We start from the raw sequence: 22,022 nt of genomic DNA on the forward strand, positions 1-22,022 counted from the left end.
GGAGTACGTCGCTGCGCTGCCGCCGACCGGCCTGATCGGTCGCTGTTGTCAGCGATTTGATCACGCGGTTACGCTGCTTCGGCGCTCTCGATCGCATGAAGGAGGTGGGAACCGTGGCCAGGATGACTGTCATGTGCTTCCACCCCGTTCCGAGGGCGCCGCGGATCTGAACGGGAGCGCATCGCTACCCGAAAAGGAACCCTCACGTGACCGATCTGGTCATCCGCCCGCTCACTGCGGGCGAGGAAGATCTCTTTGAATCCCTGTCCGACCCCGGGCTGGTGGGCTTCGCCGCCTTCGGTGACACCTATGCCGATATGGCCGTCGCCGGCGAGTACCGCCCGGAGTGGAGCTGGGTGGCCCTGCGCGACGGCGTCGTCGTGGCCCGCGCCGCCTGGTGGGCCGGCCCGAAGGACGTCAAGCCTCTCGCCCTCGACTGGTTCGACTTCACCGACCCCGATGCCGCGGTGCAATTGCTCCGTACGTCGCCGTTGCATGCCCAGTACTCCCTCAAGCTGCCGCCCGGCTGGCGCGACAACCCCGCGGTCCGGGAACAGGCCCAGGCCCAGGCCCGGATCGACGCGGCCGTCGCCGCCGGTCTGTCCCCGCTCGTCGAGCGCTATCGATACCGCTGGACGCCGGACTGCGGCGTGCCTCCGCGTCCGGGCCGCCTCGAATTTCGCCCCGAGCCTGACGACGCGGTGATCTTCGAAGTCTTTCGCCGCATCCACGAGGGCAGTCTCGACGCCCATGCGCGCCGTACCGTCACCGAATCCGGGCTGGACGCGGCCGCCCAGGAGGACCTGGACTACCTGCGCTGGATGCCAAGCCCGCGCGACTGGTGGCGTCTGGCCTACACCCCCGCCGGGGATCTCGTCGGCCTGAGCGTCCCCGGCCGCAACTACGGTGACCCCCTCATCGGCTACATCGGAGTGGTGCCCGAGCACCGGGGCCATGGATACGCCTATGACCCGCTCGTCGAAGCCACGCACAAACTCGTCGGCGAGGGCGTGGACCGCATCGTGGCCGGTACGGACCAGACCAACTTCCCGATGGCGGCCACCTTCGCGAAGGCGGGCTACCCGATCGCGCAGGAACGCATCGACCTGATCTGAGCCGCGAAATTCGCCACCCGGGCCGTGGGCCACGGCGTGAACCCTGTGGGCCGACCGGTCACCGTCGACGAATCGACGGCCCGGGTGGTGGGCCGGTGCGGTCGGCTGACGCGAGCTGAAGGTTGCGAGACAGGCCCTTGGCGCTGTCCACGGCCGGAAAAGGCATCCCGTTATGCTCGGACGGTGAGCTCCGTGAGAACGCTTGTGCTCTGGGACATCGATCACACGCTGATCAATGCCGATGGCATCGGCAGGGACATCTACGCCCACGCCTTCCAGGTGGTCACCGGGCAGCAGATGAAGCAGGCGGCGGCCATGGCGGGGCGGACCGATTGGGCGATCACGGTGGAGACGCTCCGGACGCACGGCGTCGAGGTGTCGGACCGGCTGCTGAACTCCTTCGGAACGGCCCTCGCCGAGGCGTTCGTCGTTCACGAGGCGGCGATCTCGGAGCGGGGCAGGGTCCTGGCCGGGGCACGCGAGGTGCTCGACGTGCTGGCGGGCCGGGCCGATGTGATCCAGTCGGTGCTCACCGGGAACATGGAGCCTCTCGCGATCGGCAAGCTCAGGGCGTTCGGGCTGGAGCACTTCGTGGACTTCGAGGTGGGCGCCTACGGGATGGACCACGAGGACCGCGCCGTGCTGGTGGGCATGGCGCAGAAGCGCGCCACTCAGAAGTACGGGGAACCCTTCACCACGCACAACACCGTGCTGGTCGGGGACACGCCGAACGACGTCCTCGCCGGCCACCTGGGCGGAGCGAGGGTGGTCGCCGTCGCCACCGGCGCCAGCGATGTCCGGGCTCTGAAGGAGGCCGGTGCCGATCTGGTGCTGGAGGACCTCACCGACACGGACGCCGTCGTGCGGGCCGTACTCGTCGCGGCGGATCGGTAGCGCGCGCCTGACGGGCCACGTGGTGGTGCGGCGGATGGGCAGGGCTCGTGACAGAGGCCTATTTCCGCGTCTTCCTCGGCGGGTAGTCGCGGTAGATCACGGGCCTCTTCTCGTCGCCGGGGAACACCATGATCAATAATTGGACAGTACCGTCAGGGACGTCGATGTGTTCCTGTGCGGCCTTGCGCCCGCGGACGTGGACGCGGACCCGGTAGCTTCCCGGCCCGTCGGCCGCCAGGTTGGGAAGCCGGTCGCCCTCGCCGTCCACGACGGTCAGAACTCCCTTCCTGGTCTCGTAGCCGACCTCGACGACCTGCTCCCACCCCCGGGTCTCCACCGGAGGCCGGCGCCGGTAGGCCTCGCCCGTCACGCACGCGTGGCCGATCTCGTCCGCCGCCCAGATGTTCAGCGCGCCGGGTCCGCTTCCGACCAGGCCGGCGACCATGCCGCCGACCTCCCCGCCCTCGCTCCCCTCGTCCCACGCGTTGATCTCCCAGAACTCCGTCCACATGGTCGCGCGGACCTGCCGCACCGCCTTGATCCTCGGCCGGTGGCGGGGGTGGACGGAACAGCTCTTCTCCGCCGCCGCGATGAAGGCGTCGTTCTCCGCCTGCCTTTCCCGCTCTCTTTCCTGCTCCACCTCGGCGACCTTGGGACACAGCCTCGTCAGCGGCCCCACCAGCGAGTTCATCTCACCGATCGCCTCCGACACGGCGGGTGCGTTGACGTCGCCCCCGTTCCGTACGGCCAGCTCGCACAGATGGCGGCCGTACGCGAGAAGCTCGCGGTCCGGCATGTCCGCCAGCTGGGACACGCCCCTGCCGAACGATTCGTCCCGGATCCCGCACAGGAATCCCTTCTCGTGTTCGCCGAGCCCGGATACGGTGCCGTCGCCGAATCCGGCGCAGTCGAGCGCCCACGAGTCGCTCACCCTCCCGGCTGCGGTGTCGGCCACCGCGCCGACGATGATCATGATCGCGAGCGACGCCACGGCTCCCGTGCGGGTGAGACGGCCTCTCCGGGAGGGGCCCGGAGGGCGGACGGCTAGGAGCACGAGGACCGCGGGGACCAGATAGTAGAGGTTCATCGCGATGCCCCAGCCCGTCACCTCCAGCGGCCCCCAGCTCTGCACGCACCTGGGATCGTTGGACGTGTCGAACATGAACAGCAGCGGGGACGGGAGGTGGTGGACGATCATCACTGTGGCGGCGGAGCGGACCAGGATCCGGCCGAGCCGAGGGTGGCCGGTCCGCTCGCTCAGAAGCCGGCCGCCCCAGGCAAGAGCGATCAGCGGCGCGGATCCGAACCACAGCAGCGGGAAATCCCAGACCGGGCCGAGCAGCGACCGCAGCTGAGAGTTGATCTCGTAACCCGCGCACTGCCCCCACGACACCCAGCCGTAAAAGACACGCTCCTCCGCGCCGGACAGCATCGTCACGACCCGGAAATAGATGTCGGGGGCCACGGTGGTCAGGATCGCCGCCGCCCAGAGCATTGATGATCGTTTGGGCACGGGACGGAAGGCTATAGGGCCTTTATCGCGTCCATTACGGCAACGGCAGGTTGTGATGGGATCTTCACGATGCGGGCTCCCCGGCGCTGCCGCCTCACATCGGGTCGGGTGAACCGCTTCACATCGGCTCGGGTGAACCGGCTGCCGCGGCCCGGGTGTCGACGAGGCGGACCAGCTCCGGAAGAGTCGTGCCCAACGGGGCGTCGACGGCGAGGGTCGCGTATCGGTCGCCGCGGGTCGGGCCCTGATTGACGATCGCCACGGGGATGCCGAGTTTCGCGGCGTGCAGGACGAACCGGCGGCCCGACATCACCGTCAACGACGACCCGAGAACCAGGAGCAGGCGTGCTCTCTCCACCAGGGCGAAGCACTCGCGCACCCGCCCCGCCGGGACGGTCTCCCCGAAGAAGACGACGTCGGGCTTCAACACCCCTCCGTCGCACGCCCGGCATCCGACCACCTGGAACCCGTCGGCCTCCGTGTCCCCCAGGTCGACGTCACCGTCCGGGTTGACCGCGGTGGCACGGGCGCCGAACTGTGGATTCGCCTCGGTCAGGCGACGGTCCAGCTCCTCCCGCGAGGTCGAGTCGCCACAGCTCAGGCAGATCACGTGGTGCAGGCTGCCGTGCAGTTCGACGACCGATCGGGCGCCGCCCGCCTGGTGCAGGCCGTCGACGTTCTGAGTTACGACGCCGGCCACCAGACCCCGCTGTTGGAGGCGCGCGACCGCGTGATGGCCGCTGTTCGGCGCCGCCCGGGTCATCGCCCGCCATCCGACATAGCTGCGGGCCCAGTAGCGCCGCCTGGCCGCAGGGTCGCCGACGAACGTCTGGTAGGTCATCGGGGTGTGCCGACGGGAGGCCCCGCTCGGCCCCCGGTAGTCGGGGATCCCCGACTCCGTCGATATCCCGGCCCCGCTCAGCACCACGACCTCGCCCGCGGTCAGCAGCTCCGCCAGCATGCTCGTACTCTCGCTCACCCCTCCATGCTGCCCCACCGTGTGTGCGGAGCGGTCCCCGGCCGCCGCCGCGCTGCCTCGACCTCTCCGAGTCCGGGACAGGCGTCGAGGGGCCGGGGATCGCAGGCCTGGTTACCCGTCTTTCTGAGCTTGGATCAGGCGTCGAGGGGCCGGGGGCCGCACGCCCGGCTACCCGTCTTTCCGAGTCTGGATCAGGCGTCGGCGGGCCGGGGACCGTACACCCGGCTACCCGTGATCGGTGAGCCAGGACTGCAACTCATGGTGCCGGAACTGGTAGCCGGTACCCGCCACCCGCAGGAGCCCCGCCTGGCACGCCCATTGGCAGAACGCGGCGAACCGCCATGGCAGCCGCCCGCGCAGGGCGGCGAGCATGATGCCGATCGCGTAGTACGCGCCGCTGCTTCCCACGGTGAGCCCGCCCATGAACGCCAATACGAGCCCACCCACGAGCCCGGACCAGAGCCCCACTCCGAGATCGGCCCGGATCCCCATCGGGGGATCGACCACGGCCCCGAGCGCGACCATGAGCCCGAAGCCCACCGCGATCGTGATCACTACTGACAGGCGATCCTCTTCTCCGCTCTCGCCTTGGGGGATGAATCCCTGCGTGGACGTGAAGGAGGCGAGCATGACGAATGTGAGCCCGAATATGAATCCGAACGGCCCTCCCACGACCCCTCCCGTGATCCCGAGTACGAGACCGGATGCCAGACCGAACACGAGGTCGAGGTGGACGGCCTGCCGAGGGGAGACGAGATCGGCTGACGGGTTCCACGACCCCCGACCGCCCATGAGCCCGAACACGAGCCCGCCGACGGGCCCTCCTACGAGCCCGAATACGGCCATCACCACGAGCTCGGACTTCACGGTGCCGAACACGCTTCCGATCGCGGCCAGGCCCACGATCAAAAGTCCGCTCATGAGACCGCCCCCGAGGCCGGCCTGGAGTGCGGGGGCGGAGATGTTCCGCATGGCGACGTGGGGTGCGGGCCATTCGGTGCGGTAGACGAGGAGGGGGAGGAACGTCACCCCGAGGACGGCGCCCAACACCCAGCGAGGGGCCTCGTCGGGCCAGGGGGCGGGCGGGAACGGGGTGAGAACGAGGGCGGCGACGGTGACGATGCCGACGAGCATCGCTGTGGTGTGCAGCAGGCGGGTCAGGCGGCGGCCGCCGATCGGCCACAGCAGGTGCGGGACGATGTCGACCCCGGACATGCCGCTGGGGGCGGGGTGGTGCCGCAGGTAGTCGGCCTGCCAGCGCAGGTGCCGGGCCAGTACGGTGAGCCACCGCTCCACCTGCTCGGGGGTGTAGGAGCCACGGCCGCGGGGGGTCAGCGCGGTCGCGGCCGGGATGAAATTGGCCAGCATGCTCCCCTCCAGCCGCTGCCGGGTCTGGGCTGCCGTCTCCGTGCTGTGGCGGTCGGCATGGGGGACGAACTGGGCGGCCTGGCCGGGGTCGTGGTCGATGGCGCTGGTGGCCAGGATCAGCCGCCAGGGTGTGGACAGGAACTCCCGCACGCCCGCGTGCCCGGAGTGGTCGAGCCGGTCCAGTACGGCTTGCCAGGCGTGGTGCTGGCGGGGCTGGTACCGATAGCGCCTGTGCAGGTAGTCGGTGACCTGCGGAACGGTGAGCGGCCGGATGGTGATCTGGCGGGCGTGTTCGAGCAGCAGGCCGCGTTCGATCAGCTGGGTATGGCGGCCGGGACGGGTGGTCACCACCACCGGGCCGAACGCCGCACCGGTGTAGAAGCGGTTGAGTTCGTCGATCAGCGCGGCCGCCCGCCCTGGTGCGGCGTCCTGCCTGTCCAGGGCATCATCCTGGTCGCCCGGCGCCGGGTCGGTGCCGGGGACGGGGTCGCCGCCGTCGGCCTGGATGGGATCGGGGTCCATCTCGTCCAGGCCGTCCAGGATCGGGAGGACGGCGTTCTCGGCGACCAGACGCCCGGCCTCCTGAGGGGACATGGCATAGCCGAGGACGAGCTGGTCGGCCAGCCAGTCGGCCAGCGGCCGGCCGGTGGGCCAGGAGGCGGCGCTCAGGCGGATCGCGACCGGTCCGCCGGCGGCGGGGTCGTCGAGGACGGCCTGGTTCAGGTCGATCACCATCTGGATCACGAGCATCGTCTTGCCTGATCCCCGCTCCCCGACGATGATCAGACGCCGGCCGGGCAGGGCCGAGAGATAACCGGCGGCGTTGGCCAGCGTGCCCTGTCCGGCCGGCGGCACGTCGGCGCCGTCCTGGGGCGGGAGGGGGTCGGTCTCCTGCCAGAACAGCAGCCCCGCCGCCTTCTTCGACACCCACCTCGCCACCGCGCCGCCCTCTGGCTCCCGGCCGTCGCCGTCACGGTCGCGGTCGGCGCTGTAGCCGGCGGCCGCGGGATCGGTGTCGTCGAAGGACAGATCGGCCGCGATGACACCACGCAGCAACGCCGCCCGCACCTGGCATTCCTGTTGATGGACCTGGCGGGCCAGAGCCACCCGCACCGGCTCCGGCGCGGTGGAGCGGCGAGCGGTGAGGGAGGGCACCACGATGCTCACCACAGCCAGCGGGAGGCCGATGATCTGGCTGATGTTCGCCACGGTGGTGAGCCAGTCGGGACCTCCCGCGGCGACGATGAGGTAGATCGAGCCGCTCAGGAGGATCGTGAGCCCGATCGAGATCAGCCCCAGCCGCGTGGACGCCCGCGACCGCCGCCACAGATTCCGCATGATCGTATGATGATGCGTTCCGTCCCGATCTGGCATTGAAACGTCGCATCGTGTTCACGTGCAACCCGCATGCATGTCAGCGGCGGGTCCGGCCGGTGTAGACGTGTGACCGTGTCAGCGGTGGGTCCGGCCGGTATAGATGTGTGACCGTGTCAGCGGCGGACCCGGTCGGCGTAGACGTGCAACCGGGTCGCGGCCTCGGCCAGGTCGGCGGAGGCCGCGGTGCAGGCGGCGATGTGGGCGTTCACGGTCTCCAGCAGCCACTCCGGTGCGACGCCGTCTCCGTCCAGCCGGGCCCCGATCTCCCGCAGGCGTTCGGCGCATTCGGCGAGCACGCGGGCATCGGACCGCAGGACCTTGGCGTGGGCGGTGATCGCCTGGGGAACGGCGGGCATCCGGATACTCCTTCAGTTAGACGGTCGAGGACACCGGGTCAGGGGGTCCGTACGAGGACACCGGGCCAGGGGTCCGTACGGGAACGTCGGTCAGGTGGTCCGTACGGGGACACCGGGTCAGGTGGTCCGTAGGGGAACGTCGGTCAGGTGGTCCGTACGGGGACACCGGGCCAGGGGATCCGTACAGGGACATCGGTCAGGTGATCCGCATCGGGACAGCGGCGGCGCGGAGGGTCTGGTGGGCGACGGTGGACAGGCACAGCAGCGGGCGGGCGCCGTCGAGGCCCAGCTCACGCAAGTGCCGTGCCATGGGGTGGGCCGCCTGCCCGACGGTCAGCCGTGCCCGTGGCGCGGGATGCGCCCGTCCCCGGCCCCGGGTCTCGACGCACGACCGCAGCGTGGCGCCCTCGCGGCGGGAGTAGCCGACCAGGTCCCAGGCTCCGGCCGGGATCCCCGGGCCGAGGGGGCCGCGGAAGGCGAGGAGCCTGCTGTCCGGGCCGCCGACCACGACGCGGGCGGACCTCGCCGTGACCGCGACGTCCAGGGGCACGACGGACGGCTCGCAGCCCCAGATCTCCGGCGCCACGGCCGACACGGTGTCGGTGTCGACCACGGAGCCGACGAGAAAGCTGCCGGAGCGGCGGCGGTCCGCTCTCCGGACGAGATCCGGCCAGACCCGGAACGGCCGCGGCCGCCACGGGTCGTGTACGACGATCCCGAGGTGGACCTCACGGTAGCCGCCCAGACTGGTCCGCCGGTTCCAGAACGCGTGGACGGCGACGAGGGCGCGCCCCGCGATCTGGACGGCGGGCCCGAGCCCGGTCCCCTCCAGCAGGGCCGCCGCCACGCCCGGGTCGGCGGCGAAGTAGGCCGTGAGGGCGGAGCCGTCCTGGCATCTGACCGGCAGTTCGAGCGTCCCCCGCGAGGTCGCCGCCGGATAGGTCGGCACGGTGAGGAAGGGGAAGCCCTCGGGGTGGGGGTCGCGGTCGGACAGCAGGTAGGCCTGCGAGCGGGTGACCGGCCCCCGGTACGGCGTGAGCTGACGGTCGATCCGGTCGCGGGCCTCGGGCAGGTCGTGGGCGAGGTTGGCGGTGTAGCGCTCGATGCTGTGGCAGATCGGGAACAGGTGGGTCGGGTCGGAGTAGTCGACCACGTACCAGCCGGGATGCAGGTCGAAGCAGCCGCCCGCGCCCTGCCCGTCCAGGGTGGGGATGATGTCGTGCTGGTTGGTGACGCTGGCGATCCACGTCCGCGGGTCGGCGGGCTTCTTGAAGTCGACCGGCGACCCGACGGCCACGGCGTGGGTGACGGTGTAGCGGGCGCAGAACTCCGGGTCCTGCGCCAGGTTCATGATCGCCGCACCGCCCGCGCTGTGCCCGACCAGGGCGATCTCACCCCCCGGCGGGATGCCGAAGTCGTCGACGGCTTTGATCAGCGCGCGGCTGTAGGGGCCGCTGTCGAGTACGGCGCTGCTGAAGGCGCCGAGCAGGTCCTGCGGGGAGCCGTTGTCGGGCCGGCCGGACCTCATGCCGGGCGCCTGGACGACGTGGCGCACCACCCCGTCCGGGCCCGCCACGCTCTGGATGAGCACCCGCCCGGTCGTGCCGAGGGCGCCGATGTTGCGGAGGAAGCCGAGCAGCGACCCCTCCGAGCTCAGCCGCGTGACCTCGGCCGGGGCCGGCTCCAGCCGGCGCGCGCCGCCTTCCCCCGTGTCGAGGACCGCTACGGCCCGGTTGCTCATGCCGATGATCGGGTCGGCGCTGGCGTACCCCTTCCCGGTCGCGATCAGCCAGGCGGCGGTGTCGTTGAGCGGGTTCTCGTCCAGCAGGGCCCGCAGGGCGAGCACCTCGCCGAAGACCGGGGCGAGCTCGCTGAGCGTGCGTACGGCGCCGCGGTCCCTGAGCAGGGCGCGCAGCGCCCGGACCGACTCGATGTCGCGGTCGGCGCCGACCGCTCCGATGAGCCTGGCCAGCAGCGGGTCGTCGACCAGCTCCGGATGGTCCAGGGCCACGGCGGTGATCCGCAGCCGTAGTGAGGTCGCCAGGACGAGGACGGCCAGGCTCTCCGCGCCGGCCATGCCGCCGAGCCTGGCCGCGAGAGCGCCCAGCCGCCCGCCGGCGACCGCGTATCCGAGCCCCCTCCGATCAGTGACCACGCGGAGCAGGGCACGCTGGGCCCGGTACCCCTCCGCCGGGGCGTACGGCAGGGCGCCGAGCACGGTGCCGTCGGTGAGCGCCGCCGTGGCGTGGACGGACGCCTCCTGGATCGCCACCCCGATCTCGGACAGCTCCCGGGCCGCGGTACGCAGCAGCTGCGCGGCCGCGGCACTTTCGGCCAGGGCGCCCGGGGCGGGGGCACCTCCGGCCGGGGCGCCTTCGGCTGGGGCGTCTCCGGCCGAGGTGCTCTGGGCGGGGGCACCTCCGGCCGGGGCGCCTTCGGCCGAGGTGTTCCCGGCCAGAGCGCCTCCGGTCGGGAGATCCCCGGCCGGGGCGTCTTTGGCCATGGCGCCTTCACCCGGGAAAATCCCGGCCGGGGTGTCTTCGGCCGCGGCGTCTTCGGCCGGGGCGGCCTCCCCGCGAACATCGGAGCGGAGGTGGTTCCCGGAGGCATCCGCGCCGCTCACCGCGCTCCCTGCCGGGTCATGCTCACGAAACGCGGTCGCGGGTCCTCCGGGACGTTGCGGTGGAGCACGTCCGACAGTGTCCGCGTGGTGGCGATGACCTTCATCCCGGGCGGGGAGAAGGTCGCGGCGTTGAACACCCGCGACGCCAGCAGCGGATTGGTCAACGCCTGCGAGAAGGCGTCAATGGCGATGATCTTCGTTAGGAGCGGCGGCAGCATGGCGTTCGGGGCGCCCGGCTCCTCGGCGAACAGGCCGACGTACAGATCCAGGTCGTCCACGCTCCGGTAGAGCTCGCGGAGTGCCTCGCTCACCCTCACGTCGCCGGAGACCTGGTCGAAGCGGCGCACGCGGGGGAAGCGGCAGTGCTCGCGGTAGCTGTTGTAGGGAGCCAGGTTCAACGCGCGCGATTCGGCGACGCTGGCCACGTCCACCGCCCGCAGGACGGGGTCGGTGTTGAACAGGCCGATGCGCCCCGCGCGCTGCCGGGAGGCGTCCTCGAAGAGCCGGCCCAGGCCCGGCCCAGGGATGAGCGCCGCACCGACCATGGTCTCCGCCATCGGAAGCTCCCGGTCGCCCACGGCCAGTTTGGAGGGGATCAGGCTGTGCCAGCGGTAGACGAGGTTGAACTCCGCCGAGGCCCAGTTCTCCCGGTACCAGGGTGCGTGGGCCAGCATGGCGGAGAGCCGCGGGTCCAGGGTGAAGCGGAAGTGGTAGGGCGTGATGTGGTTGATGTACTCCTCCACCACCAGCTTGATGAGGAGCACGATGAGGATGTTGCGAGCCGTCTGGAACAGGCGTTCGTCGTCCCAGTGCGGATAGTGGCCGGCCAGGAGGCGTGCCACCCTGTTGTGCTCGCGCAGGAACAGCACCGTGAGCATGGTGAAACCGATCTGGATGTTGCCGCGGTCACTGCCCGTCGCGAACAGGGTGTCGCGCTGCGCGTCGGTGAGCTCGTCGAAACGGATCACGCTCAGCGCGGAGAACTCGCCTTTGATCTTGCCGTTCTCGCAGAGCTGGGGAGGGAACTCCGCCCCGTTGACGATCCGGCTCTTGAGCAGCCCGCCGTCGAACGTCCGGAGGGCGGCGGTCGCCGCCTCGTCGAGCCCGTAGAGCTGGTTCAGGTCGATGTGGTGGTTCGAGCTGTTCTTGCGCGGATCCCTGGGGACGTGGCTGTCGCCGCGGAGGAACCCGTCGGTGAACCACTGGGCGAAGTAGGCGAACAGCACGGTGGACCGGGGACACGGGATCATGGCGTCACCCCGGGTGAACAGGTCCGCGGCCTGTTCGGGCGTGGGCCGGCCGCCCTCGGGTCCGGTGACCGGCGGCATGTGACGCCCGCTGAACGTCCGGTCGGTCAGCGAGGCCCACGAGGTGTAGTCGGCCATGGTGCTCAGCGGCTCGGGCCGTGGCGGCATCTCGCGGACCGCATGGTCGATCAGAGAGGCGTTGAGGCGCCGCCGTACGGGCTGGACGCGCTGTGCGAGGTCCCACAGCGGACGTCCGCTGGTCAGGGCTAGGAACCTGAGACGGTTGGCGGCGCCGTCGGTCGCGATGCTTCTCGCCCGCGCTCTGGTGGGTGCCACCGTCACGCCCCCTTTCCGTCCGGGCCGGGATTTCCGTCCGGGCCGGGATTTCCGTCCGGGCCGGGATTTCCGTCCGAGCCGGGGCTTCCGTTCGGGTTGGGGCTTCCGTTCGGACTGGGATTCCCGTTTGGGTCGGGGGCCGCGTCCGGGCCGGGATGCCCGTCCGAGCTGAGACTTCCGTCCGGGCCGAGACCCAGGACGAAGCGGTCGGGGAAGATCCCGTGGCTACGGGTGATCGCCCCCTCCGGCGGCGGGAGCGTGCGGACCCCGGGGCGGCGGAACAGGCGGCGCACGACCTCGCAGATGACGACTCTGGCGGGGTGCACGCCGAGGCAGGCGTGGTGGCCGTGTCCGAAGTGCAGCTGGAGGTGCTCCGGCCGGTCGAGGCGGAAGTCGTCCGGCTCCTCCACCACGTCCGCGTCGAACATGGCCGAGGCCGGCGCGGCGAGCACGAACGTCCCCGCGGGGATGACCGTCCGGCGCGGGGTGCCGGCGGCGAGGACGTAGTCGCGCTCGCACAGCCGGGGGAGCAGCTTGAAGAACGGGCTGAACCGCAGCGCCTCCCAGACATAGCGATCGAAACGGGTGGGATCCGGGTCGGCGGCGGCGTCGGAGGCCTCCGCCCGCACCCGCGGGCGGAGCATGAGCTGCTCCACCGCCTCCACCATGGCCCCCGGCCCGCTCTCCACGAACCCGAGGGGCAGCCCCGCCATGTTGATCAGCAGGCGCTCGTCGTCGACGCCGACCTCGGCCGGGAGGGTCGTACGGATGAGGCGGCCGAAGATGTCATCCGGCGGCTCGCACCCCGCCTCCAGGGCGGCCCGGCGTTCGGCGAGCCGGCCGTGGAGGTAGGCCATCATCTCCTCGCCCGCGCGGACCGACCCGGCCTGGATCGCCGGGTCGCCCTGGAAGTTGGCGAAGCCGTCGGTGATCACGGCCCGCGTCCACCGCGACAGGGTCTCCGGAGTGGGCCCGGGGAAGCCGAAATACTCCCCGCACACCCGTAGGGCGACGTGCCGGAAGAGCTCGCCGACGGCCTCGATCCGCCCCCGCCGCGACGCGGCGTCCAGAGCCTCGTCCGCGATCCGCCCCGCCAGCCCGCGCAGGTCCGCCGCGTCCTGGGGGGCGAGCATGACCTGCATCAGCCCCTTCTCCCGCCAGTTCATCGGCGTCGCGTCCCGGCCCAGCATGAACGGGCCGCCCAGCGCCGCGTCCAGGCGCGGGCCGAAGGCCCTGACCGTGAAGGTCTCCTCCCGGGAGAGCACCTCGACGACGTCGGCGAAACGGGTCACGACGGTGAAGGCCGGGGTGACGAAGATCGGCCTCTGGGCGCGGAGCTCCGCGAAGAGGGCGCGCCAGTCCGTGCGCATCCATTCCCGGACGAGGCCGAAGGCGGCCATCGGATCACGCGCCACGGCCACGTCGTATCGCTCCAGATGGCCGCCCATGGTCGATTGATCGACAGCACCCATGCCGTAGGACCCTCCGCTTTACGCGTGAACCGACCACTGAAGCCATGGCGAACAGAGATCGTCACTTTCCGTAGCCACAATCTAGGCAGGCGATACATTAGCTCAAGATGGCTACTGAATGCATTGTTTTGACTCCAGTAAGTAATTAAGGCGTCACTTCCCGGCAACTCCCGCCGTCCGGCCGTCCGGCCGTTCAATGGGTGGCCGGACAGCCGGACGGCCCACCCGTTGGACCGCTCGGCCGATCCGGCTCACCGGCGGACCGTTCGTCAACCGGTCCTGCCTGTCAGCCGGGCCGTTCGTCAGCCGGTCCGGCTCACCGGCCGGACCGTTCATCAGCAGGCTCGGCTCACCGGCCGGACCGTTCATCAGCCGGTCCGGCCTGTCGGCCGGACCGCGCACCAGGCGGTCTTCGCCGACCGCGAGGAGGCAGCGTGACCACCTCGGCCTTCCCGCCGGGTCAGCCGGAGTCAGGCACGGCCGAGACGGTGGCGGTCACGGCCGGGCGCCGCACCGTCTACCTGGTCGCCCTCGTCGTCCTGCCGGTGCTGACCCTGGCCGCGGCGGTCCCCGCCGTCTGGGGATGGGGGATCGGTCCGCGCGACGCGGTCATCGCCGTCGTCATGTATCTGATCAGCATCTTCGGGATCGCCATCGGCTACCACCGGCACTTCACCCATCGGGCCTTCAGGTGCCGCAGGCCGCTGCGCATCGCCCTCATGCTGGCCGGCGGCATGGCGCTCGAAGGTCCGATCACGCTGTGGACGGCCGAGCACCGCCGCCACCACAAGTACGCCGACCGGGCCGGCGACCCGCACTCGCCCTGGCGGTACGGCGACAGCGGCCTGGCCCTGCTGCGCGGCATGGCGCACGCCCACATCGGCTGGTTCTACACCGCGCGCCGCCGCTCCAGCCGGCAGCGCTGGGTGCCGGACCTGATGGCCGATCCGGACGTCCGGCGGTTCGACGCCGCCTACCCGGCCGTCGCGGCGCTGTCGTTCCTGCTGCCCGCCGCGGCGGGGGGACTGTGGTCGATGTCGTGGACCGGCATGTGGACCGCGCTCTTCTGGGGCGGGCTGGTCCGCTACGCCGTGGTGCACCATGTGACCTGGTCGGTGAACTCCATCGCCCACACCTTCGGCGAGCGCCCCTTCAGGACCAGGGACCGGTCGTCCAACGTCCGGTGGGTGGCGTTCCTGACCCTCGGCGAGGGCTGGCACAACTGGCACCACGTCGACCCGGCCTGCGCCCGCCACGGGGTGCTCAGAGGCCAGCTGGACCCGAGCGCCCGGCTGATCCGCTGGTTCGAACGGGCAGGCTGGGCGTACGGCGTGCGCTGGCCGGACCCCGTGCGCCTGACCGCCCGCCGCGTCGCGGCGGGACCGGGACCAGGAACCTCCGGAGCGGGACCGGGGCCGGAGCCGTCCGAGGCGGGATCAGGACCGGAAACCTCCGGAGCGGGGCCGGGGACGTCCGCCGTACGGAATCCCGGGCGACCGGCGCGGGACGGGGAAGGGGACGGCGTCCGCTGGACGCCACCGCGCGTCTGACCGGACAGCCGCCGGGCGGAGCCGCCGGACAACCATCGGCCAACCGTCGGACAGCCGCCGGACGGAGCCGCCGGAGCGGGTCCGTCCGGGATCGCCGGCCGTGACGGACTACCCCCTCACCCCCGTCACCTCCTCTCCGCTCACCTCGCCGTCACCCGGGACCAGGGCGCCGCTGAACTGGGCGGAGTAGAGCCGGTGGTAGGCGCCCCGGGTGGCCAGCAGCTCGTCGTGGGTGCCCTGCTCGACGATGCGGCCCGCGTCCATCACCAGGATGAGGTCGGCGTCACGGATGGTGGACAGGCGGTGGGCGATGACGAAGCTGGTGCGGTCGGAGCGGAGGGCGGCCATGGCGTGCTGGACCAGGACCTCGGTCCGGGTGTCGACCGAGCTGGTGGCCTCGTCGAGGATGAGCAGCGACGGGTCGGCGAGGAAGGCGCGGGCGATGGTCAGCAGCTGTTTCTCCCCGGCGCTGACGTTGTTGCCCTCGTCGTCGATCACGGTGTCGTAGCCGTCGGGCAGGGTGCGGACGAACCGGTCGACGAACGTGGCCCGCGCGGCGGCCTGGATCTGCTCCTCGGTGGCCCCGGGGTTGCCGTAGGCGATGTTCTCGCGGATGGTGCCGCCGAACAGCCAGGTGTCCTGGAGGACCATGCCGATGTGCGAGCGCAGGTCATTACGGCGCATCGCGGTGATGTCGACGCCGTCGAGGGTGATCCGGCCGGCGTCCAGCTCGTAGAAGCGCATGATCAGGTTGACGAGGGTCGTCTTCCCCGCGCCGGTCGGGCCGACGATCGCGACGGTGTGCCCGGGCTCGGCCACCAGCGACAGGTCCTCGATGAGGGGCTGCTCCGGGTCGTAGCGGAAGGACACCTGCTCGAACTCGACGCGACCCCGCCGCGAGGTGGGCGGCACCGGGTCGGCGGGGTCCGGGGACTGGTCCTCGGCGTCCAGCAGCTCGAAGACCCGCTCGGCCGACGCCACCCCCGACTGCAGCAGGTTGGCCATCGAGGCGACCTGGGTGAGGGGCTGGGTGAACTGCCGGGAGTACTGGATGAACGCCTGGACGTCACCCAGGCTCATCGACCCGGTGGCGACCCGCAGGCCCCCGACGACGGCGATGACGACGTAGTTGAGGTTCCCGATGAACATCATCGTCGGCATGATGATCCCGGAGACGAACTGGGCGCCGAAGCTGGCCTTGAACAGCTCCTCGTTCCTGTCCCGGAACACCTGCTCGACCTCCGGCTGCCGCCCGAACACCTTCACCAGCTCGTGGCCGGTGAAGGCCTCCTCGATGTGGGCGTTCAGGGTGCCGGTGTTGGCCCACTGCGCGACGAAGAACTTCTGCGAGCGTTTCGCGATCTGCGCGGTGACGACCATCGACAGCGGGATGGTCACCAGGGCGATCAGCGCGAGCAGCGGCGATATCACGAACATCATCGCCAGCACGCCGATCACGGTCAGCAGCGAGGTCAGCAGCTGGCTCAGCGTCTGCTGCAGGGTCTGGGACACGTTGTCGATGTCGTTGGTGACCCGGCTGAGCAGTTCGCCGCGCGGCTGGCCGTCGAAGAACTTCAGGGGGAGCCGGTTCAGCTTGTCCTCGACGTCCGCCCGCAGCCGGAACACGCTGCGCTGCACGGCGTCGTTGAGCAGGTATCCCTGCAACCAGCTGAAGACCGAGGCCGCGACGTAGAGCGCCAGGACCCACACCAGGACCGTGCCCAGCGCGCCGAAGTCGATCCCGCGACCGGGCACGACGTCCATCCGTGCGAGCAGGGCGGCGAAGTTGTCGTCTCCCGCCGCGCGGGCAGCCTGGACCGCCTGCTCCGTGGTCGTCCCGGCGGGGAGCCGGTTGCCGATCACACCGCTGAAGATCAGGTCCGTCGCGTGGCCGAGGATCTTCGGTCCCACGACGGCGAACACCACACTGATCACGGCGAGGCCGATCACGGCCAGGATTCTCGGGCGTTCGGGGCTCAGCCGTCCCATCAGCCGCCGCATGGACGGCCCGAAGTTCATCGACTTCTCCGCGGGCATCCCGGCCCCCCCGAAGGGCCCTCGGCCGAAGCCTCCGCCGCCCGCCGGCGGTCGTGTGGTCGTCACGGGCCTGTCGCTCATGCTGCGCTCCCCGCGGTCAGTTGGGATTCGACGATCTCGATGTATGTCGGGCAGGAATCCAGCAGCTCGTCATGGGTCCCCATGCCGACGATCACTCCGTCGTCGAGGACGATGATCTGGTCGGCGTCGGCGATGGTGGACACCCGCTGGCCGACGATGACGACGGCGGCCTGGGCGGTGTGCGGGCGCAGGGCGGCGCGGAGCCGGGCGTCGGTGGCCAGGTCGAGAGCCGAGAACGAGTCGTCGAACAGGTAGATCTCGGGTCTGCTGACCAGCGCCCTGGCGATCGACAGCCGCTGCCGCTGCCCGCCGGACACGTTCGTGCCGCCCTGCGCGATGGGGGCCTCAAGGCCCTCGGGCATCGCCTCGACGAAGTCGCGGGCCTGGGCGACCTCCAGCGCCTCCCACAGCTCCTCGTCACTGGCGTCCGGGTTGCCGTAACGCAGGTTGCTCGCGACGGTGCCGCTGAACAGGTACGGCTTCTGCGGCACCAGGCCGATACGCGTCCAGAGCATCTGCGGATCGAGGTCGCGGACATCGACGCCGTCGACCGACACCGTTCCGGAGGTGGCGTCGAACAGCCTGGGCACCAGGGAGACCAGTGTCGTCTTGCCCGCCCCGGTGCTGCCGATGACGGCGGTGGTCTGTCCGGCGGTGACGCGGAAGGAGATGCCGGACAGCACCGGTGCCGCCGCGCCCGGGTAGCGGAACTCGACGTCCCGCAGCTCCAGCTCGGCGCGGCCGTGCACCTGCCGTACGGGGTCCCGGGGCGGGCTCACCGACGACTCGGTGTCCAGCACCTCGACGATGCGCTCGGCGCAGACCGCGGCTCGCGGGATCATCATCGAGATGAAGGTGGCCATCATCATCGAGGTGAGGATCTGCATCAGATACATGAGGAACGCGGTGAGGGCGCCGACCTGCATCTCGCCGCTGTCCACGCGGCTCGCGCCGAACCACAGCACGGCGACGCTGGAGGCGTTGAGGATCAGCATCACGACGGGGAAGATGAGCGCGGTCAGCCGCCCGACGCGCAGCGCGGTCCCGGTCAGCGCGTCGTTCGCCGCGGCGAACCGGCGGGTCTCCTCGCCCTCCCGGACGAAGGCGCGGACGACCCGGATGCCGGTGAGCTGCTCGCGCAGCACCTGGTTGACCGCGTCGATGCGGTCCTGCATCGCCCGGAACTGGGGGACCATGCGCGAGACGATCAGACCGATCGACACCAGCAGCGCCGGGACGCAGACCAGCATGAGCCAGGACAGGCCGAGGTCCTGCCGCAACGCCATGACGATGCCGCCGACGCCCATGATCGGCGCGGCGACCAGCATCGTGCAGGTCATCACCACGAGCATCTGGACCTGCTGCACGTCGTTGGTGCTGCGGGTGATCAGCGAGGGCGCGCCGAACTGGGCGACCTCCCGGGCGGAGAACCCGCCCACCCGGTGGAAGACGGCCGAGCGGACGTCGCGCCCGAATCCCATCGCCGCGCGGGAGCCGTAGTAGACCGCCGCGATCGAGCAGGCGATCTGCACGAGGGACACGGCCAGCATCCAGCCCCCGGCGGACAGGATGTAGCCGGTGTCGCCGGTGGCGACGCCCCGGTCGATGATGTCCGCGTTCAAGCTGGGCAGGTACAGCGAGGCTATGGTGCCGATCAGCTGCAGCACCACCACGGCGGTCAGCGTCGACGAGTAGGGCCTCAGGTAGGTGCGGAGCAGCCGGCTCAGCATGGGTGTTCCCCGTTCGTGGAGTCCGGGTGGAGCGCGTCGTGCCCGGGGTGCAGGCGGATGCCGTCCAGCAGCGTGGAGACGATCTCCACGGGTGGCAGCGGATCGTCCCCGACGAACCGGGGGTGGCTGAACGCGACGGCCAGCAGCTGCAGCCGTCGCGCGGCCTCGTGCGGCTCGCACCGCAGCTGATCGGCTGCGGGGCCGATCAGGTCGACGAGCGCCTGCCCGATGAGAACGCCCTGATCGGATCGGTCGCGGGCCGTCTTGGCGACTCCGTGGCATCCGAGCGTGTCCATCAGCCGGAAGACGCGTGCCGTACGCTGCTGCAGGCACTCGACCGCCGCGACGAGCCGGACCGGCAGGGGGGCGGCGCGGTCGATGGCCGCCAGGTCCCGCAGGAGCGGGGAGAGGTCGAAGGCGCTGGCCACGGCCGCGTTCACGAGCTCGTCCTTGGTGGCGAAGACCCGGAAGATCGTCCCTTCGGCCACGCCGGCCGCCTGCGCGATCTGCCGGGTGCTCACGTCGGGGCCGTGGGCGAGCACCAGCGAGAGGGTTGATTCGATGAGCGCGGCACGCCGTTCGTCCGGTGGGAGGGGGGCTGCGCGCTGGGAGGCCAAGATCACCCGGGACACCCTAGTACAGGAATGAGTGAGTTACTCACTCATTTAATTGACCGCCGTACGGGCCTCTGATCGACCGGCGTGCGGCCGGCCTGCGCGGCGTCCTCGGCGGCGACCACGGCACATCCGAAAGAAATTACTGAAGTCGCGTAATCCAGGCGAGTGGGCGGACTCCTTCCTCAGTGAAGGAAAGGAGCTCGGATTGAGCAAGATGAGATCTACCCTCGCGCTGCTGCCGTTGCTGTTGTCGATGTGCGGGGCGGTCCTGGCGGTGCCGTCGCCCGCCGTGGCGGCGGCTCCGGCGGCCCAGTCGGGGTTCGCCTGCGATGGGGTGGATGCCAAGGACAAGGGCTGGGTGCTGCCGATCTACGTCCACCAGCCCGGGCAGGACGCCTGGGAGGCCGACAGCGCCGCCCTGCTGAACACCCTCTGGGAGACCGACCAGACGGTCGACTCGAGTGCGGAGCGGTTCGGGGTCTCCCGGCGGCTCCGGGTCGTGCAGGACGGTGACTGCCGTCCGGTGGTGGCGAAGCTGCCGTTCGCCAAGGGGCGCAACCGGGCCGAGATGGGCAAGGCGATGGCCGAGAACCTCGCCTCCCAGCCGGCCCTGATCCGTACGCTCTGGCAGACCAACCGGGTCAAGCCGTTGTACTTCGTCAGGGACAACGAGATCACGGACTCCTGCACGGGCGGCGGCGCCAACGCCGGCCTGAGCACCGGCAACGTCATCCTCCCGCGCTGGTGCTGGAGCGAGGCCGGGCTCACCCACGAGCTGATCCACAGCTTCGGGCTCTCGCACTGCGACGGGGGCGGCGTGAACGGCAACGACCCGGTCTGCCGGAACATGGGCACCCGGAAGGAGTGCACGAGCGACCCCGCGGCCAACTACCACCTCGACTCGTGCCGGATCGACGAGTTCCGCTACTTCGAGCCGACGCCGGTACGGCAGCCGGCGCTGGAGAAGATCAGGAACGTCGCGTTCAGCCCGTACCTGATCCAGGACCAGCCGAGCCCGGTGTGGCAGTTCCGCATCAAGGTGGTGGACGGCGGCAGATGCCTCGACGCGAGCGCGGCGCAGGTCGTGCAGCGCGCGTGTACGGGCAGCTCCGCGCAGACGTGGCAGCGCGGCATCGACGACGACGGGTACCTCACGATCCGCAACGCGGCGAACGGCCGCTGCCTCACCATGGCGGACACCGTCGTGACCGGCCCGTGCGCGAAGCAGGACAAGTCGCAGCAGTGGCTGCCGCAGGCCGGTCAGGACAGGACCAACTTCGCCGCCCGCGCCGGTGGGAAGCTGGCCATCAAGGACAACCGTGACGGCGGAGCGGTGGTGCGCGACGGCAAGGGTGAGTTCGTGGCCGAGCTGCTGGGCGGCCTGGCCTCCGCACCCACCCAGCCGAACACCCCGGCCCCGACGGCTACGTCGCAGCCGACCACGCAGCCGACCACCAGGCCGACCACGCAGCCGACCACGCAGCCGACCACGACGCCGACCTCCGCTCCGGAGCCGGCCGTCACGTCGGACCCGATCGGGTCGCTCGACCCCGCCAAGACTCCCGCGCGGGGCCGGAACGTCCAGTTCAAGAGCGCGTACGGCACCTGCCTGACCGCGTCCGGCACCAGGGTTCGCCTCGGCGCCTGCGGCGCCAAGTGGAACGTCGTGACGGTCGGCAAGCACGTGCAGGTACGTCACCAGAACCGCTGCATGGCGCTCGGCAAGGTCAGCGGCGGCAAGCGCTCGGTCGTCCTGACCAAGTGCGGCACGGCCGCCAAGGGGCAGCGCTGGTTGCTTGAGAAGGCCGGCGGCTCGGTCACGCTGAAGAGCGCGACCACGAAGGCCACCCGGCTCATCGCCGTCACCGCCAAGCCCGCCAGCATCTACGCAAAAGCCGCGTATCAGAAGAATTCCGTCAAATTTATAATCAGGTAAGTGATCGAACCGGAAAGTGATGACCCGGCCCTGACCCGACTGGTCAGGGCCGGGGACGACCGTGCCGTCTCCGAGCTGTACGAGCGGCACCATCCGGCCGTCATCGCTTTCGCCCGCCGCCTGTGCCGGGACCCGCACACCGCCGAGGACCTGGCGAGTGAGGCGTTCGCGCGGACCCTGCGCACCGTCCGGAACGGCCTGGCCGGTCCGACCGGCGACTGGCGTCCCTATCTGTACGCGGTGGTCCGCAACACGGCGGCGGAGTGGGCCCGGTCCGATCAGCGGTCCGTCCCGACCGACGAGTTCCGCGAGGACGATCTCACGACGGCCGCGCCGGAGCCGCCGGACGATCTCGTGACCCGCGCCTACCGCTCGCTGCCGCGACGCTGGCAGACCGTGCTCTGGCACACCCTGATCGAGGACGAGGAGCCCGAGCGGGTCGCGAAGATCCTCGGCATCACTCCCGGCAACGTCGGCGTGCTGGCCTTCCGCGCCCGCGAGGGGCTGCGCAAGGCGTACCTGGCCGCGCACGTGTCCAGCGCGTCACCCCGCTGCCAGGAGTACGCCGAGCCACTGGCGGCGATCGTGCGCAAGAGAAGCGGCCGCCTTCCGCGGGCGCTGCGCGCGCACCTGGAGTCCTGCGCGAGCTGTGCCCGGGCGCACACGGAGCTGCTCGACCTCAACGCCACACTCCGCGCGGCGCTGCCGATCGCACTGTTCCCGCTCGCCCTGGGAGCGGGGAAGTGGACCGGAGCCGGAGCGGGGACGCCGGGGGCCGGGACGTCAGCCGG

General features: G+C 70.8%; 15 protein-coding genes. 5 read left to right on the forward strand and 10 right to left on the reverse strand.

The window, feature by feature from the left end:
* Nucleotides 1-206: 206 nt before the first annotated feature.
* A complete protein-coding gene (locus tag CA984_RS15375) occupies nt 207-1,115 on the forward strand; it encodes a GNAT family N-acetyltransferase (RefSeq protein ID WP_086572551.1) in 909 nt (302 codons plus the stop codon).
* 192 nt (nt 1,116-1,307) lie between these two features.
* A complete protein-coding gene (locus tag CA984_RS15380) occupies nt 1,308-2,009 on the forward strand; it encodes a haloacid dehalogenase-like hydrolase (RefSeq protein ID WP_165781261.1) in 702 nt (233 codons plus the stop codon).
* A 58-nt stretch (nt 2,010-2,067) separates the two neighbouring features.
* Here CA984_RS15380 and CA984_RS15385 read toward each other — a convergent pair whose 3' ends face one another.
* The 7 genes from CA984_RS15385 to CA984_RS15420 all read right to left on the reverse strand — a co-directional run bounded on the left by CA984_RS15385 (nt 2,068) and on the right by CA984_RS15420 (nt 13,280).
* Complete coding sequence (locus CA984_RS15385) at nt 2,068-3,522, reverse strand: hypothetical protein (RefSeq protein ID WP_133061670.1); 1,455 nt, start codon at nt 3,520-3,522, stop codon at nt 2,068-2,070.
* Nucleotides 3,523-3,640: 118 nt separating this feature from the next.
* Nucleotides 3,641-4,483, reverse strand: a complete 843-nt coding sequence (locus tag CA984_RS15390) for an NAD-dependent protein deacetylase (protein WP_086572558.1) — start codon at nt 4,481-4,483, stop codon at nt 3,641-3,643.
* 243 nt (nt 4,484-4,726) lie between these two features.
* Nucleotides 4,727-7,207, reverse strand: coding sequence for an NACHT domain-containing protein (locus tag CA984_RS15395; RefSeq protein WP_165781262.1), 2,481 nt, complete (start codon nt 7,205-7,207; stop codon nt 4,727-4,729).
* Between the two features lie 152 nt (nt 7,208-7,359).
* The gene (locus CA984_RS15400) at nt 7,360-7,602 is read right to left on the reverse strand and encodes a hypothetical protein (protein ID WP_086572563.1); all 243 of its coding nucleotides are present in this window, start codon (nt 7,600-7,602) and stop codon (nt 7,360-7,362) included.
* 196 nt (nt 7,603-7,798) lie between these two features.
* On the reverse strand, nt 7,799-10,105 hold the full coding sequence (locus CA984_RS15405; RefSeq protein ID WP_278249022.1) for an alpha/beta hydrolase family protein: 2,307 nt from the start codon (nt 10,103-10,105) through the stop codon (nt 7,799-7,801).
* A gap of 116 nt (nt 10,106-10,221) precedes the next feature.
* The gene (locus CA984_RS15410; protein WP_086572590.1) at nt 10,222-11,808 is read right to left on the reverse strand and encodes a peroxidase family protein; all 1,587 of its coding nucleotides are present in this window, start codon (nt 11,806-11,808) and stop codon (nt 10,222-10,224) included.
* Nucleotides 11,809-11,810: 2 nt separating this feature from the next.
* A complete protein-coding gene (locus CA984_RS15420) occupies nt 11,811-13,280 on the reverse strand; it encodes a cytochrome P450 (protein ID WP_242675967.1) in 1,470 nt (489 codons plus the stop codon).
* Nucleotides 13,281-13,714: 434 nt separating this feature from the next.
* Here CA984_RS15420 and CA984_RS15425 point away from each other — a divergent pair, with 434 nt between their 5' ends.
* A complete protein-coding gene (locus CA984_RS15425; protein ID WP_086572567.1) occupies nt 13,715-14,830 on the forward strand; it encodes an acyl-CoA desaturase in 1,116 nt (371 codons plus the stop codon).
* Between the two features lie 108 nt (nt 14,831-14,938).
* Here CA984_RS15425 and CA984_RS15430 read toward each other — a convergent pair whose 3' ends face one another.
* The 3 genes from CA984_RS15430 to CA984_RS15440 are packed head-to-tail and all read right to left on the reverse strand — an operon-like array spanning nt 14,939 to nt 19,301.
* On the reverse strand, nt 14,939-16,948 hold the full coding sequence (locus tag CA984_RS15430; RefSeq protein WP_086572569.1) for an ABC transporter ATP-binding protein: 2,010 nt from the start codon (nt 16,946-16,948) through the stop codon (nt 14,939-14,941).
* Entirely contained in the window at nt 16,945-18,678 is a 1,734-nt protein-coding gene (locus CA984_RS15435) for an ABC transporter ATP-binding protein (RefSeq protein WP_086572571.1), read from the reverse strand. Before CA984_RS15435 ends, CA984_RS15430 begins: the two co-directional genes overlap by 4 nt.
* Nucleotides 18,672-19,301 (reverse strand): TetR/AcrR family transcriptional regulator, encoded by a 630-nt coding sequence (locus CA984_RS15440; RefSeq protein ID WP_165781263.1) that lies wholly within the window; start codon nt 19,299-19,301, stop codon nt 18,672-18,674. Before CA984_RS15440 ends, CA984_RS15435 begins: the two co-directional genes overlap by 7 nt.
* Before the next feature lie 208 nt (nt 19,302-19,509).
* On the opposite strand from CA984_RS15440, the gene CA984_RS15445 reads away from it, so the two are divergent.
* Both CA984_RS15445 and CA984_RS15450 read left to right on the forward strand, forming a co-directional pair.
* The gene (locus CA984_RS15445) at nt 19,510-21,231 is read left to right on the forward strand and encodes a ricin-type beta-trefoil lectin domain protein (protein ID WP_133061672.1); all 1,722 of its coding nucleotides are present in this window, start codon (nt 19,510-19,512) and stop codon (nt 21,229-21,231) included.
* A partial coding sequence (locus tag CA984_RS15450) for an RNA polymerase sigma factor (protein WP_133061673.1) occupies nt 21,232-22,022 on the forward strand: 791 nt, incomplete at its 3' end.

The organism is Streptosporangium minutum (assembly GCF_002149035.1).
GTDB lineage: Bacteria > Actinomycetota > Actinomycetes > Streptosporangiales > Streptosporangiaceae > Streptosporangium > Streptosporangium minutum.